Annotated in this window: 6 protein-coding genes and 2 pseudogenes; all 8 read right to left on the minus strand. The window is 38.7% G+C overall.

Annotated elements, in window-relative coordinates:
- The 8 genes and pseudogenes from OC530_RS07910 to rpmH all read right to left on the minus strand — a co-directional run bounded on the left by OC530_RS07910 (nt 1) and on the right by rpmH (nt 16622).
- Nucleotides 1-2031 carry a bacteriocin-associated integral membrane family protein gene (locus tag OC530_RS07910; protein ID WP_262081048.1) on the minus strand — a complete coding sequence of 677 codons (2031 nt, stop codon included), beginning with the start codon at nt 2029-2031 and terminating at the stop codon, nt 1-3.
- Between the two features lie 268 nt (nt 2032-2299).
- Nucleotides 2300-3199 (minus strand): XRE family transcriptional regulator, encoded by a 900-nt coding sequence (locus tag OC530_RS07915; RefSeq protein WP_262081049.1) that lies wholly within the window; start codon nt 3197-3199, stop codon nt 2300-2302.
- A gap of 71 nt (nt 3200-3270) precedes the next feature.
- Entirely contained in the window at nt 3271-3831 is a 561-nt protein-coding gene (gene rnmV, locus OC530_RS07920) for a ribonuclease M5 (RefSeq protein WP_112445156.1), read from the minus strand.
- Nucleotides 3831-4604, minus strand: coding sequence for a TatD family hydrolase (locus tag OC530_RS07925; RefSeq protein WP_112445158.1), 774 nt, complete (start codon nt 4602-4604; stop codon nt 3831-3833). Before OC530_RS07925 ends, rnmV begins: the two co-directional genes overlap by 1 nt.
- A gap of 301 nt (nt 4605-4905) precedes the next feature.
- Nucleotides 4906-10872 (minus strand): annotated as a pseudogene (locus OC530_RS10255) (DUF1542 domain-containing protein); the annotation flags it as partial.
- Nucleotides 10873-11139: 267 nt separating this feature from the next.
- Nucleotides 11140-13971: pseudogene (locus tag OC530_RS10260) on the minus strand (YSIRK-type signal peptide-containing protein); the annotation flags it as partial.
- A gap of 414 nt (nt 13972-14385) precedes the next feature.
- Nucleotides 14386-16350 carry a peptide ABC transporter substrate-binding protein gene (locus OC530_RS07940; protein WP_262081050.1) on the minus strand — a complete coding sequence of 655 codons (1965 nt, stop codon included), beginning with the start codon at nt 16348-16350 and terminating at the stop codon, nt 14386-14388.
- A 137-nt stretch (nt 16351-16487) separates the two neighbouring features.
- Nucleotides 16488-16622: a 50S ribosomal protein L34 gene (rpmH, locus tag OC530_RS07945; protein ID WP_000831905.1), complete on the minus strand. Its 135-nt coding sequence runs from the start codon at nt 16620-16622 to the stop codon at nt 16488-16490.
- Nucleotides 16623-16668: the final 46 nt, after the last annotated feature.

Consider the following 16668-nt stretch of genomic DNA (forward strand, 5'->3'; position numbering starts at 1 on the left):
TTATTTTCCTTTCAATACTGCCATGCTACCAGCTTCTTCTTTTTTATCCTGCCTTACTAAAATCAAGAGGGCGTTAAGCGTAAATAAAGCTACAACTAGAGCGCTAATCAAGCTATCTCCTGTCAAAACACTAGATAGGATTAGACCAAGCAAGAGAACTCCTCCTTGCGCCAGTAAGTACTTGCCATGAAGCTCATAGATTGTCATACCAGCAAGACGTTTAATCATAAGCTCCCGTCTGAACTGCTCAAAATAGAGAAGATTCATGGAATCAAATAACAAGATAGCCGTAGACAGGGTCAAAATCGTCCCAATAAGGAGAGAGTAAAACTCCACCCGTTTGTCATTTAGTACCTTGGCAAAAAATAGCTGGCTTTTTACCAAGTAAGAAACCTTGTGATACAGACCTTGCTCTTTTAGAGCTGTGATGCTGTCTCCATATCGATCTAGTTTCAAGGCACTATTAGCCGTAGTTCCCCACAACATCCCTGCAACAGGTCTTGTTCCAGTCGCTTGCGGCGTTAGAATTACAATAATCGGATCTTTTAGGTACTGGCGTGTCGTCTTGTACCCATCGTTATAGAGGAAGCGTTCCTGTCCTGTTTCTGTAAAAGCTAGCCTTAACTGTGGAAGGTAGTGTTTCTGACTCGTCACTTCTACACTTTCAGATGAAAATCTTTGCAGGTAATCTGTAAATAATCCTTGGTAGTAGGCAGACTGCTCTCGCAAGCTCTCAGGCAAGATCAGCCCAAACTCTCCCTCAGACAAGTTTTGCATCTTATCCATAAACTCTGAAGAAACGGTAATCTTTTCTTCTATCAGATAGCGCGGTGAGACATAGATAACATTCCCTGACGGTGTGTAGTCACTGAGACGATTGCCATCTAGGTCCACTTCTGCTCCATCTGAGAAATTATCAACATTGCTCATGATATAAAAAGAGTCTGTATTTGCTAACCGTTCTTCAGTAAATGTCTGCCACTCACGATTATCCTTACGCATTCCTTCTTCATCGGCAAATGCACTAGACCAACCAAAGGATAGACGGTAACGATCTGAGGACTGACTCCATTTATCGCTTGCCTTCTCCATCTCCTGCATTTCACGGTAGTTGGGGAGGAGAGCTGTCGCACTCGATCCGACCACCAATACAGCTAAGAGTTGCCCCACCATCATCAATGTCATCATACGTTTGAGAGGGAGTTTCCCTTTCAATAGATCCACCAGACTATTTTCCTGTAAACCAAGTAGATAGACGACACTTAGTAAGGTAGAAATCCCGGCCAAGGTCAATCCATAAAGTAGAAGAGCAATGATGACCAGTTGCACCGTTGCCATAAACAAGGCACCTTGATACCAGAGAATCCCCAATCCTAAAAGACTGGATACCAGCACCGAGAAAATAAGCTGTCTCACATCTTCTAACACTGGTCTGAGAGCAACCCCAAACAAGCTCTCACCAGCGATTAAGCGAATCCCTGCCTGACGAAGGGACTTGATCCGATAAATCAGGGTCAGACTCATAAAGGTCAGCAGAAAAATAGCTAGACTCAGTAGCACCATAGGGGTGGCCGTCAATAGTAAGACTATCGAAAATGGATCTTCTCCATTCGAAACAAAGCCTTGATAGCCAAGTTCTTTCAAGGTGGTCTGTAAGCTCACTCCATCCAAACTTCCTGACACAATCAAGTAAGACCCTAATAAATCACTCGTTTCTGCACTCTCCTTGGAGGAAATGGTCAGACCTTCTGGAAGCTCTCCCTCACCATAAGTGGCATAGGTAAAGCGTGTTTCTCCAGCTTCATTTGGCTCAACGATTCGACGGGCGATGAGACTATTATGCTCTACCGCCAAGTGACTCAAAGTCTCTGTCAGTTTTTCTCGATCAGCTACTGATTGGTCTAGCCCAGTACCCATCACATCAACAGAGGGATAGTTACCAAATAAAATCTCTTCTCGATGATCAACGGAATTTATCACCATATAAAGCGATACCAATACCATTGAAATCAAAATAAATAAGCGTTTCATCATTTCCTCCAAAAAGTTACTTGGTCACTTAGTGAGAAGGCGACCACAGTCACTGCCATGTTAAGAAGTTTATTAAGTTCTTTCTACTAGCAACATCTTCAAATATATTATATCCGTTTTTTCAAGAACTATCAAGGACATCAATGTCCTTAAAATCTAACTATTTCATATTATTTTTGGCTTATATCTAAAAAAACAGTTCTAAAGACGAACTTTAGAACTGTTTTGATATGAGGACAAGGACATTTTTGTCATTGCTTCACGATATTTATAAATATTTTTTTACATCCTCTTGCCATTCCTCTGTCAATTTCTTTACTAGAAATTCATCTCCAATTAGCTTCGCAAATGTTTTAGAAGACTGATAAAATGATTCAGCTAAACTAAAATCTCTTTCTACTCTTAATGCTTGCTTCCACAAAAACATAAATACAAGAGGTTTCTTTTGATAATCTTGAGTTTTATCCATAATTTCTTGTAAACACGATAGATAATCATTAAAACAATCAGTTACTCCTACCTTTTCAAGACAACACATTCCTGAAATAAGAGTATCTCTAATTATAAAGAAGTTTTCTAATTGAGTTACCTTCTTCTGTTCTAAAAGAAAGAACATTAGCTTTTCGATTTGATTCACAAATTTGGCAAGATCTTTTCTAATGAGTATTTGATAAAAAAACAAACGAATCAACAACATATCATTTATTGAATAAGCTTCTTTTTCTATAATCTGAGGCATATGTTCCTCAAGTATTAACTCTGCGTATTCAGGCCTTCTAGTTCTAGAAGTATCTAAACACGCCTGCAATACTTCACATACTAATTGTTCTTCTTTAGGAAGATTATCAAAGTATATTTTATAAATCTCTTCCAAACACGCTTCTTTCTTATCATACTCCTCTTCTTTACCATAGATTGGTTCACGTAAAATCTGGTATTTCAATTCTAAATAAGCAGGAGGAAGAGCTGAAAAATCCGGCATAAGGCTATAAGCTGGAACTCCTAAACGGCGAGCAATATAGTCTAACTTGGGCAAACCCGGTTGCGAAGCTCCACTTTCAATTCGCGACAGTTGACGAACTGTCAGTTCTTGCTCATCTCCACAAAAATCTGGACGACTAATTCCTTTTTCTATCCGAATCTCTTTAATTTTTTGACCAATTAACATCAGACGCCTCCTCTTCTACCTGCTTCGAAAAATACTGTGAAACTTAAAAAATTGTAACGGCTACATCTTTCCTACTCATAAGATTTCATAGCTTCTTCCACTTCTGCCAAAGTAACCCCAAACAACTCTAGGCGTTTGAGGAGTTGCTTGCCGTTGGAATAGCCAATTCGGAGAGCCTCTCCTAGATATTCTCGTCGCTTACGGCTGTCTGCCCCTGCTAGAAAACCAAGGCGAATCAAGTCGCTACGACTGATGTCAAACTGACTCTCATGTTCAAATTGTTCTGTCACCTGAGCTAGAGCCGTTTTCAGGTCTTCATAGCTGGCATGCTCAATTCCCAGAGAACGCCCCTTGGTCTTGGACTTAGGAACAGCTTCATCTCGCTTGAGAAAGGCATGCTGAACTGTTGGAATGGCCGTCATAATCATGCGCCGAATCCGCTCCCCATTAAAATCTGGGTCTGTAAAGACAATGACTCCATGACGTTGGTGTAAGCGCTGAATCCGCTCTAGATCCTGATCATTGATGGCAGAACCTCGTGTCTCATAGGTCTCCACATCGAAATAGCGTTTGAGATTGGCCGTATCATCGCGACCTTCAACCACGATGACTTGAGAAATTTTTTCCTTCATCACTTGCTGTCCAATCCAAAAATTCGTTCTGCATTTGCAGTTGTTACCGCCGCTAGCTCTTCTGCCATCATGCCACGCAAATCTGCAATAAAATCCACTACATAGCGAGTATAGGCTGTTTTGTTTTCGCGACCACGTTTAGGAACAGGAGCCAAGTAGGGAGCATCCGTTTCCACCAAAATCTTGTCCAAAGGTAACTCTTTAGCTGCTTCTTGGATGTCAGTTGCTTTCTTAAAAGTCACCACTCCTGAGAAGGAAATAGTCATGCCAAGCTCCACAAACTTCTCTGCCCATTCAAGAGTTCCTGAGAAAGAATGCATAATGCCACCACGAGGACCAACGCCCTCACTCTTGATAATCTCATAGGTATCTTCCAGCGCATCACGGGTATGGACAACAAAAGGCAAATCCAAGTCCTTAGATAACTGGATCTGACGGCGAAAAACCTGTTCCTGCACCTCTTTTGGCGCTGTCATCCAGTGGTAGTCTAAACCAATCTCACCCAAGGCAACCACCTTAGGATGCTTGAGCTTATCAAGCAAGTAGTCTTCAATTTCCTCTGTGTAAGTCCCTGCTTCTGTCGGGTGCCAACCGATAGTCGCATAGAGCTGGTCATACTCATCTACCAACTCCAAAGCACGCTCAATCGTCGGTTCATCAAAACCAACAATATTCATCTGTGTCACACCCATCTCAGCAGCCAAGCTAATTTCTTCTGCCTCACGACCTGCAAATTCTTCTACATTCAAGTGTGTATGTGTATCAAAAATCATCTCTTCTAACCTCGTTTTCTATCTTCTATTATACCAAAAAAGAGGAGGGGCACCCAATTTTTCGGTTTCCCTCCTCTCTTTAATAGAGCTATTCTGCTAGCTTTTCTATCCGATATTGCCCATCTTCTATTCCACAGTTAGAGACAGAAGAGACTGGTTACATTGATAGAATATCCCTTTTCAGCTAAAGTGTGTAATTATCTTGGGTTCTCACTTTTCTCACCCATCACTAGGATTGATGACTTCTCAAAATCCCCCTTATAATCTCACTTTAAGTAGAGAATAGAATTTTCTAGCTGTCCTATTTTCTACGTCTAGCCCTTCTTCCTAGCAAAGCAAAACCACTGGTTGCCGCCACTAGACCAAGACTAGCAAGTGCTGCACTTGATGCTGAACCTGTGTTAGGTAATTGTTTGCCAGCAGGTGACTGGTAGGTAACATCTTGCATTGTTCCTGCAGTTGCTTGCGGTGCACTTGTTGCCTGAGGAGCAGCATTAGGAGCCACTGGTCTCTTAGGAACTGTAACCATGGCAATGGCTTGCACTCCAATCGTTTCTGCTTCCTTCACATCTTCCACAGTTTTCGCATTTTCAATCTCTTTGAGAGCTGCTTGTTTTTCTGCTTCCACTCTTGCTAAAAGTTCTGCTTTTTCTTTATCAGAAAGCGGTGAGCCTTTGATTTCATCCTGCTTGTCCTTGGCAGCTTTTTCAATGGCCTTTTTAGCTGATTCTTTTTCAGTAGCTAATTGCTTAGAAGCTTGTGATTGAGCTGGGTTTTGTGAACCTGTGTGAGCTTGTCCGCCTGCCTGGCTACCACCGCCTGCATTCGCATTAGCATCTGAGCTTCCAGTATTGCCTCCATTATCTCCACCTGGTGTAGTTTCTGGCTTATACTCTGGTGTAGCTTCTTGAGTTACAGATTCACCTTTCGCAGATTGTTGAACTGTATCTTTTCCTAGAATCGTCACTACTGAACCATCTGGGAATGTGATTGTTGCTGTACCATCTCCAGCTACATTGATTGTCGCTCCGTCTAATGCTGAACCATTTGCTTGTAAAATAGCAACCTTAACTTTTTCTTTTTCTTCATCTGTTAAATGAGTTATATCTTTTACATCTACTCTTTGAGCAGGCGCTTTAACAGTTGATTTTTCAGCAGTCAGTTTAGTGCTATCTTTTGCTTTTGGATCTTGTGCTACCAATTGATTTCCTGGAATTGTAATAGCTGAACCATCTTTAAAGACGATTGTCGCTGTGCCATCTCCAGCTACTTCAACTTTAACATCGCTTCCGAATCCATTTGCATCTACTACAGCTTTTTTAACAGCTTCTTTTTCTTCATCTGTTAATCTTGTAGCTTCTGCTACTTTTGTAGGGTTAGCTGGGATGATTACTTTTGTCTTCTCTGCGATTGTTGGTTGCTCTTGTGTTGAAGTTTCCTCTTTTTGAACTACTAGACTGGTTCCTGGGATTGTATTGACTGAACCATCTGAGTATGTCAATGTCGCTGTTCCGTCTTTAGATACCTTAACATCTGTCGCCGCTGGGTTGGCTGCTTGTACTTTAGCTGTTACTGCGGCTTGTTCCTCAGGTGTTAAGCTATGAGCATTTCCAATTTCTGTAGTTGCTGGCACCACAGCTGGATTTTGCGCAGCTTGTGTTGCAACTTCATTGTCAGTATCTTTGGCTACTACTAGACTGGTTCCTGGAATTGTGTTTACTGAACCATCTCCATATGTTAGCGTTGCTGTTCCATCTTTAGATACCTTAACATCTGTCGCCGCTGGATTTGCTTCTTTGACCTTAGCTGCTACTGTATCTTGCTCCGCCTGTGTCAAGTTGTGAGTATTTTCAACAGGTACAAAGTTTCCTGGAACTTGCGCTGGATTCTTCTCTGCATCTGTCTGAACTTTTGGAGTTTCTTGTTTACTTCCTTTTTCAACAAGTTTATCCCCTGTTATTGTATCTACAGATTTATCTGGATAGGTGATGACTACTGTTCCATCTGGTCTTACTTCTACTGTTGTTCCTGCTGGGAAGTTGTTCGCATCCTCAACCGCTTTTTTAACCGTAGCTTGTTCTTCAGGTGTTAATTTCGTGGTATTTCCTACTTGTGTTTTTCCTGGGATAACCGGCTCGGTTCTTGACGCGATTGTACCTTCATCTTTTTTAGCTGGCGCTACTAATTTATCTTTAGAAATTGTATCGCTTGAACCATCTTTATATGTGATTACCGCTGTTCCATCTGGTTTTACTTCTACCCTAGTTTCGTCTGGGAATGTGTTCGCACCTTCGATGTTTTGACGAACTTGTTCTCTTTCTTCATCTGAAAGTTTTGCTGGATTTTCCACTTCCACTTTGTTTTCAGGAACTTTCGGTTCGAATTTAGATGCAATAGAGCCATCTGGTTGAACTTCATTTATCTTATGAATACCAGCTTCTTTCGCCGCGTTGATTTCATCTTTAGATTGACCTTTGTTGATGTCTTCAATCGCTTTATCTTTGGCCTTATTGATTTCTTCGATAGCTTTTTGTTTCGCTTCGTCTGATAAATCTTTATTGTTCTTGATTTCGTAAATACGTTTTTGAGCTTCTTCTAGTATTTCAGCTTTTGCTTTCGCTTTTTCTTCATCAAGGTTTGTTACATCTGGTTTCTTAACTTCTGTATCTGCTTTTGGATTATATTTTTCAATATTTTCTTTTGCTTGATCTGCAATTTGTTTAGCTGTTCCTGCTGATGATGCTTGGTCAATAGCTTTGTTAGCATCTTCTTTAGCTTTCTTGATTGTTTCTTCAGCTTTTTGCTTTTGCTCTTCAGTTAAATCTGTATCTTTCTTGATTTCATCAAGTTTTTTCTTAGCAGCGTCTTCTACTTGTTTTTTAGCGTCTTCTTTCGCCTTAGCAAGATCATTATCTTTATCAGCTGTGCCTAAGGAATCAACTACTTCAACCGGTACTTTTACAGTGACTTTGCTACCATCCGCTAGGGTTACTTCCACTTCTGCTTCTTTAGTTCCTGTTTCAGTTGTAGTTGGTTTAGAAATAACTTTCGCTGTTAGTCCATCAGCTAGTGCTAATTGTTTTAGGATTTCTTTGTCAGTTAAGCCTTTACCTTTTTCTACAGTTACTTTTCCTGATACTAAAGCAGTTTGTAAGTCTAACTCTGGTTTGAAGATACTTGTTGATTGCCCTTTAGCAGTTTGTACTACTACATCTTCTTTTGGTAGATTTCCTTTTGGTGTTTCAACATTGCCTTGACCATCAACCTTGACATCGTCCTTGTTTAAGCCTGGATTTGCTTCAACAATAGCTTTCTTAACATCATCTTTTTCTTTGTCTGTTAAGTTATTCGGATCTTTAACTTCTATAGGTGTGACAGGTTTCTTCAAAGCTGGTGTTACTACATCTTTTGCTGGTAAATTACCTTGTGGTGTTTCAACATTGCCTTGACCATCAACCTTGACATCATCCTTGTTTAAGCCTGGATTTGCAGCTACAACAGCATCCTTAACAGCGTCTTTTTCTGCATCTGTTAAGTTTTTAGGATCTTTAACTTCTACAGGTGTCACAGGTTTCTTCAAGGCTGGAGTTACAACTTCTCCTGCTAGTAAATTACCTCTTGGCGTTTCAACATTGCCTTGATCATCAACCTTGACATCGTCCTTGTTTAAGCCTGGATTTGCAGCTACAACAGCATCCTTAACAGCGTCTTTTTCTGCTTCTGTTAAGTTATTGACATCTTTAACAGGGACAAGATTTGTCGTTTTTTTCAAGGCTGGTGTCACTACATCCTCTGCTGGTAAGTTGCCTTTTGGTGTTTCAACATTGCCTTGATCATCAACGTTAATTTTATCTTTTTTATCCGCTAAATCAGGATTATTTTTAATAATCTCTTCTACAATCTTAGATTTCTCTGGTTCTGTCAGTTTAGATGGATTAACAACTTCAACTGGTGTTGTTGGCTTCTTCAAGCTAGAAGTTACAACATCTTTTGCTGGCAAGTTACCTTGTGGTGTTGTGACATTTCCTTGATCATCGACTTTGACTTTATCTTCAGTTAAACCTGGATTTGCCTCTACAACAGCTTTCTTAACCGCTTCTTTTTCTTTAACTGTTAAGCTATTTGGATTTTCTACTTCAACAAGTTTATTTGGTTTATTTAATACTGTTGTGACAACATCTTCTTTTGGTAGATTTCCTTTTGGAGTTGTTACACTGCCATCAGGATTTACTGTAACATCACCTTTGTTTAAGCCTGGATTTGCAGCTGCGACAGCATCCTTAATGTCCTCTTTTTCTTTTTCTGTTAAAGCATTAGGATTTCCAACTACAACTGGTGTTGTTGGTTTGTTCAGGGCTGGAGTTACTACATCTTTTGCAAGTAATTTATCACCATTCTTAGTTGTTACATTACCTTTGTCATCGACTGTAATATCATCTTTGTTTAGACCAGGATTTGCGTTGGCTACAGCTTCTTTCACTTTTTCCTTTTCATCATTTGTTAAACGATTTGGATCAGCTACTACGACTGGTGTCGCTGGTTTGTTTAATGCTTGAACAACAACTTTTTCTGCTTCCAAGTAACCTTTAGGAGAAGCTACATCTCCCTTATCACTCACATAGACTTCAGATTCTTCTAGTTGAGGGTTAGTCGCCACAATCGCTTTTTTAACAGCTTCTTTCTCTTCATCTGTTAAATGATTGACATCTGTAACTTTAACCTTTTCTTTTGGTGGAGTTAACTTTCTCTTAGCTGTTTCTGTAATATCTTGTGGAGTATGAACAGCAGCAATTTCCTGTCTACCTTTTTCTGTTGCTGATGCTATAGCTTCTGGTGAAGTTGCATTGTTGATGTTTTCTTCGTGTTTTGCTTTCAGTTCATCAACTTGTTTCTTCAATGCTTCTTTTTCTTTTTTAGATAATGCATTGTCTTCATCAATTTCAGCTTTTTCAGCATCTGCTGCTTTTGTTAGGTCAGCTTTTGCTTTTTCCTGATCAGTTGCTTTTCTTACAGGTACTTCGATTTCGTCTTTTGATCCATCTGGATATGTAACTTCTACTACAACTACTTTCTTACCTTCATTTGCACCTGTTCCATTCACAATTTTTCCGTCATTTTTGACTTGTTTATCTTTTGGTTGTGGTTGGTCTTTCGGTACTTCTACTGCTTCTGTAATTTCTTTTTTATCTGCTTCTGCTACTTTAGGAGCATTAGCTGGGTCTACACTTACGGGAACTCCTCCTGCTGCAGTTACTGAATCTTTTACATTTGGAGTTGCTTGCTCAGCATTAGTTTTATGAACAGCATCAATTGCTTTCTTACCTGCTTCTGTTGCTTTCGCTACTTCATCAGTTGTTCCAGCTTTATCGATGTTAGACTCTGCAGCTTTCTTAGCTTCATCGACTTTTGCTTTTTCAGCTTTCTTCTGATCTTCTGTTAAGGTCTTGTCTGATTCGATTTCTGCTTTTTCTTTGTTAGCTGCTTCTGTTAAGTCAGATTTCGCTTGCTCTTTGGCTTTGTCTAACTCTGTTTGGTGAACTTCAGCAATTGCTTTCTTACCGTCTTCTGTTGCTTTTGTTACATCTTCTGGCGTTGTCGCTTTATCGATATTTTTTTCTTGTTCTTCCTTAACTTTATCAACTTTGTCTTTTTCAGTTTTCTTTTGATCTTCTGTTAAGTTTTTGTCTGCTTCAATTTCTGCTTTTTCTTTGTTAGCTGCTTCTGTTAAGTCAGATTTCGCTTTTTCTTTAGCTTTGTCTAATGCTTTTTCTGCTTCAGTTTTCACTTCTACAGTCTTAGATGCAGGCAGTTCATTTTGTGATTTGTCAGAGTACGTTACAGTTACTTTCCCTGTATTGTCTACTGAAATTTGAGCATCTGTTAAGTTTGTGTTTGCTTTCTTAACTGCTGCTTTAACTGCTGCTTTTTCATCTTCTGATAAATTAGACACATCATTAACTTTAACTTTTTCTGGATCATTTAGTGGAGATTTTGCAGCATCAGTTCCTTCTACTGGTACGTCAACTGTTTTTTCTACACCGTTGCGTGTTACTGTTACTGGTACGACTTTCTTACCATCTTTTTCAGCAATAGTTCCGTATTTTACTGTATCAGTAGCTTTAAGTGCTTCTCCGTTCGCTGTTACTTTTTCTTTTACTTTCGCTTCATCTTCTGCTGTTAAGCTTTCTCCTGCTACTGGTACTTTTGAAATTTTAGCTGGTTTTGTTTCGTCTTTTACAGCTAATGTTAATTCTTCCGCTTTCTTAGTTACTTCTACATTGATTGTTTTTGATACACCATCACGTGTTACTATTACTGATACAACTTTCTTACCATTTTTATCTGCAATAGCTCCGTACGTTACTGTATCAGTAGCTTTAAGTGCTTCTCCGTTCGCTGTTACTTTAGCTTTTACTGCATCTTTATCGGCTTGTTCTGTTAAGCTTTCTCCTACTTTAGGTACAACAGAGATTTTCGCTGCTCCATCTTTCACAGCCAGCGTGAAGTCTGCTGCTTGTCCTGCCAATTCAGCTCGTGCTTTCTGTAATTTATCTAACGCAGCATCAATACTTTCTTGTGATGCCCCATCATCAGCTAACACTGTTTTTGCTTCATTCAGAGCTTTGTCATACTCATCTTGTTTTGCCTTTGTATCTTTAAGATAAGCTGTTGACTTGTGAACTTCAGCCTCTTTATTTACTTCTGCTTGTAAAGCTGCTTTTGAAACTGGTTTAGCGACTTCTTCACCTGTTAGATTTTTAATAGCTTCTTTCAATTTATCAATTAAGCTATCTACTTCTGAAGCGTCAGCCTCTTTTCCTGTTTCTTTATTTGCTACAGCATCAGCATTAGTCAATGCAGTATCAAATGATGTCTTTGTTCCTGATGTAGCGTTTGTATATTTATCAGTATTCTTCACATCATTAGCTTTCGTTACTAATTGTTGCAGAGAATCCATCTTAGCATCTAAACCTTGAGCTTTTGTTACAACATCCTCAATCTCTTCTTTATCAGTAGCATCTTTAACTTGTTCAATTAAGTCTGCTTTTTGCGCGTTATTCAAGTGAGGTAGGTTTGTTATTGTTTCTATCGCTTTATTACGAGTTGCTTTTGCCTCTGCATCTTTAATAATATTATCTAATTGATTTTTTGATGTTGCAGCTTCAATTTGTTTTTTATATTCCGTCTTATCTGCTTCTGATAATCCAGGAATTTGGTCTATTTTTTTCTTATACTCATCTTTTAAAGCATCTGCTTTTTGTTTTTCTTTCTCTTTGTCTTTAGAAGCTTTTTGATTTTTAGCATTTTCGACAATCTTTTCTACTGCATCTGTTGAACCTGCGGCTTGGATTTGTTCCTTATAGTTATCTGCTGTTGGATTTGTTAAATCATCTTTGATTTTTTCTATTTCAGCTTTGGCTTGTTTCTTAGCTTCTTCTAAGTTTTTAGCGTTAGCATTTGTTAAAATGTTATCAAGTAAAGTTTTAGTATTATCTAATGCTTTAGTTCCTGTTCCATCTCCATCTGCTGGATCTGTAATAGCTTGATTGTTAACTCGATTTATAAAACCATCTTTTTCTTCTTTTGTTAGATATTTCAGTTTGTTAATGGCATCTTTTATTTCACGTTTTTTAGCTTCTAAAGCTTTTTCATTACTTGAATTTTTTGCAATAGCATTATTCACAACAGTATTTAACTCATCTTGTGTAGTTTTCGATGCTAATTCAGTTTTGAAGTTTTGTTTTTCTTTTGGTGATAAGTAAGTCAGATTTTCAATTGCCTTTTCAGCATCTTGTCTAGCCTCATCAATATTAAATGTTTTTTTAGGTTTTTGTTTAAATAAATGGGCTTTCGGAATAATCGCCCCTGTAGGCCCTGACCCACTATAGATATAGCCTAACCCAGTTTGCTTATCTATTTCTAATCTCTTATTTACAAATGCTGGAGAAGTTTTCAAAGGTTCTCCTACTGCTGTAATAACATCCTCATCAAACTCATTTTTTTCTACCATCATATTATTGACTGTATAGAATTTTAATTTTGCACTTTCAACATCTGTATTTTTAAGATTATTAATATCATCTACTTCAAACGGATTTGTTAAATATTTATAATCACCAAACTGACTTTGAGTTGTTTCATTATTATCAATTTGTGGTTTTTCATAGACAAGTGATGTTCCAGGAATAGTATCTTTTGAACCGTCTAGGTAGGTAATCGTTGCTGTACCGTCATTTCCAATTACAATACTATTTTCTCCATCTTTAAGATTATCTTTAAACTTATTATTAGAAGTCACTGGGATAGCTGAACTAATATTATCTTCGTTTGCTTTTAAGATTTTACTTTTAATATCAGCTTTTTCAGTTTCTGTTAATTCTTGAGCATTTACTACACCTGTACGTTGCGGCACTTTAACTTCGAATAATTCACTATCCTGATATAAAACCGGAACTTCTACTGTTAGAGTTTTGAAGTGAGTTACCAACGATCCTCCATGACCAACTTTAACCCCAGCACCAAATTCTAATACTAGTTTTCCATTCTTCAATGTAGGATCTACCACTTTATAAGTTGCTTTAATAGTAGCAGTTGGATCAGCTGCTTTTTGCCAGTCAGAATACATAGACTTGGTATTGTCTCTGAAGGATTGATAAATCCCTTGTTCACTCGGACTTCCCTCTATATTGTCTCCGATACGACGCCAAAACATAGTATTAAGGTCACCGCGATAAGTGCGCCCATCCTCACCGGTCGCGTCATTATATCGTTCCCATTTTGTAGGATCCCCAACACCAAGTTTGTCTGCCATTTCCTTATTTTGATAACGTGATCCGACACTATTCGAAAAAGAAACCCATCCTTGTTCGCCTGACCAACTTGTAATTGTTCTTCCTGTCTTATCTGTATTTAGATTATATAAAGTGATTGTTTTAGGTTCTGAAACTCCCACCGGGGTGGTAAACCAAAAGTCTGGACGTCCACCTCCGTAGTTATTCAAAGCTGCAGTTCCATAACCACCATTATATTTATAGGTAACTGTTACGTAAGGGTTTGTTTTAGAATACTCTGACCAGTCTATTTCAATTCCAATTTCTTGGTCTACATTTACTTTATCATAAACCCCACTTCCGCCAGCTTCAAAAGGATTATCCCCTTGATTGGCATACAAAGTAGTAACATTTCCTCCTTTTTGATCTCTGAAAGTTGATATAGTAGCTTCTACAGGTTGTACCGTCCCAGCAGCCCCAACTAAAGATGCCCCAATCAAACACGACGCTGCTCCAAAGCTAAACTTTCTAATCGAAAATTTTTCCACACGCTGCCACATCTGCTTAGAGCGTTTCTGCGTTCTCTTATACTTCATTCTTTGATCTCCATTTTTTATTTTTATTTCTTCTTATTCAAAAAATCAATAAACTATAATACTATTTCATTATAATATTTTCACTTTATGCGATAAGAATATACGTACATTATAGCATAAAATCCCCCCCCCCGTCCACTTTTAGCCTAATTTTTACTTTAATTAAAATATATAGAAATTTACCCTATTTGCTATCGTTTTGTCACTAATTCCTTATACAGATTTATAAATTTTAATCGATTCCCATTCAAAAACATAAAACAAGTCATTCTAGGTATTTGAAGCCCTATCCCCCTCCAGTTACTTCATCAAAAACCAAAATAAAGAAAAGACCCTACCAGAACCAAAAGCGTCCGGTAAGGTCTTTTTCTAAATCCAGTCACTATGCTTAACTAAAAAGCATGACTAGGAATATCATTGAATGTGGTTAGCCAAATCTTCCTGAGCTTTTTTATTTGACTCAGCTTTTTCTTTTAACCATTTTTCATAGAGTTCTTGGTACTGTTTCGCAGTTACCGGCTCTTTTTGCAGTTCAACATATTTGTAGTTGTCAGCATCTCCCTTATGACCAACGAAAGAGAAAGCTCCTGTAAACGGTACAGTCTTACGGAAGATTGGGTTGGCTCCGCCACTTTGAACTGGTAGGAAGAGGGCGCTGTCAGTCAACCAAGCTTGGACTTCAGCAAATTTTTCATAACGAGCCTGAGTATTTTCAACTTCGCTATCTGCTTCATCTAGTAACTTCTTATAAGCAGAAAGTCCAATTTTTTCTTTTACTTCATTATCTTTTCCAGCAGTCAAACCAATATTGTTAAGCTGTGAACCTGACTCTGGATCCAAGAGATCAAGATAAGTTTTCGGATCTGAGTAATCTCCGCTCCAACCTGAAATATCAATGTCATAGTCCTTTTGTTCAGCTGTATCTGCAAAGAATGTAGCTTGATCCTTCTCGTCTGGAGAAAGTTGAATCACGTCAATCACAACGTTGTCCGCCCCAAGGGTTTCTTCCACTGTCTGCTTAAAGGAACTTGCTTGTTGCACATCTAACTTGGCCGTCTGGTCAACCGGCATATCCAAATGAATTGGGAAGGTCACGCCTTCTGCTTGCAAGGTTTCTTTAGCCTTAGCAAATGCTGCCTTGGCTTTTTCAGCATTCAAAAAGGCAGGTTGCGCATCATTCAAATTGATATTCGACCACTCTGTACCATAGTTAATAATCTTTTCATTGACAACATCTCCAAAGTTTTTACCACCGATTTGGACAAAATCACTTGGGATAATCGTGTTACGCAAGATACGGTCTGCTCCATCTTCACCATTTGTCTGCGCTGCATAGGCATGACGGTCAAAGGCAAAGTTGATAGCCTGACGGAAATCTTTATTTTGCATAGCTGCGCGTGAATCTGTCTTTTCCTTATCAGACTGTTTCATAGTCTGCTTGTAACTTTGACGATTCACGTTGAAAAGATAATAGAAAGTAACTGAGTTTTGCGGTGTATAGGTAATCTTGTCCTCATTGCCCTTCTTGAGTTCAGCAAAGACTGAACTTGTTGGGAAAATACGGCCATCCGTATAGTTACCATCCAAGAAACCTCTAGCAATGCTGTCTTGGTCAGAACCGTCAAAGAAAGAGAGTTTCACTTTCTCGATTTTAACATTATCTTTATCCCAGTAATTAGGGTTTTTGTCAAACTCAATCAAAGATTTTGATGTGAAGGACTTAAACAAGTAAGGACCATTTGACAAGATACTTGATGGTGTCACACTTCCAAAGTCATCTCCCTTAGACTTCAAGAAGGCTTCATTTACAGGACTCAAAATGCCCCCAGTAGTCTTAGAATTCCAGTAAGATTCCGGCTTATTCAAAGTATATTGAAGAGTATAGTCATCCACTGCCTTAACACCAACAGTTTCAAAGTCAGATGTTTCCCCCTCAACGTAGTCTGCGAGGCCCTTGATAGAGTCTTGGACCAAGTACAAGTTTTCAGCCTTTTTATCAGCTGCATACTTGAGACCTGTCACAAAGTCATGAGCCGTTACATCTGCATACTCTTCGCCCTCTGAAGTGTACCATTTCGCCCCCTGACGGATTTTATAAGTGTAGGTCAAACCATCTTTTGATACCGTCCATGACTCAGCCATAGATGGAATGAGATTACCATACTGATCATTTTCTAACAAGCCATCAATCAGGTTAGTCGTAATACTAGAAGTGGAACCACGTGTTGAAGTAATGTAGTCCAAGGTATCAGGATTACTAGTAAATACATAAGAGTAGGTTTTCTCAGCATTGCTTGATTGGGATGACCCACATGCCGCTAGAGCTAGACCTGCTGTCAAAGCCATAGCTCCAAAAAGCATAACTTTTGATTTCTTCATGATTATTCTCCATTTTTTACAGTATGTGAAATATTATACACCATTTGAGCAAAAATATAAAGTCTTTTGAACTTTTTTACAAAAATAAAAATCAGTAGACTCGAGTTCCTACTGATTTTTGTTATGGTTCGTTTGGATTATGCAGCCAAAACTTTGCGTCCTTTACGACGACGAGCTGCCAATACGCGACGACCGTTTTTAGTTGACATACGGTTACGGAATCCGTGTTTGCGCGCACGACGAAGTTTACTTGGTTGATAAGTACGTTTCACGATGAATACCTCCTCATAGATTTTGTATTCGTTTAGCCGGCTATAA

It is taken from the genome of Streptococcus sp. Marseille-Q5619 (assembly GCF_946901205.1).
Classification (GTDB): Bacteria; Bacillota; Bacilli; order Lactobacillales; family Streptococcaceae; genus Streptococcus.

What these genes read in the sequence shown, in the direction of transcription:
- OC530_RS07940 (WP_262081050.1), bottom strand. Translation starts at nt 16,350, where the DNA reads ATGAAGAAATCAAAAGTTATGCTTTTTGGAGCTATGGCTTTGACAGCA.
- rnmV (WP_112445156.1), bottom strand. Translation starts at nt 3,831, where the DNA reads ATGAAGGAAAAAATTTCTCAAGTCATCGTGGTTGAAGGTCGCGATGAT.
- OC530_RS07915 (WP_262081049.1), bottom strand. Translation starts at nt 3,199, where the DNA reads ATGTTAATTGGTCAAAAAATTAAAGAGATTCGGATAGAAAAAGGAATT.
- OC530_RS07910 (WP_262081048.1), bottom strand. Translation starts at nt 2,031, where the DNA reads ATGAAACGCTTATTTATTTTGATTTCAATGGTATTGGTATCGCTTTAT.
- OC530_RS07925 (WP_112445158.1), bottom strand. Translation starts at nt 4,604, where the DNA reads ATGATTTTTGATACACATACACACTTGAATGTAGAAGAATTTGCAGGT.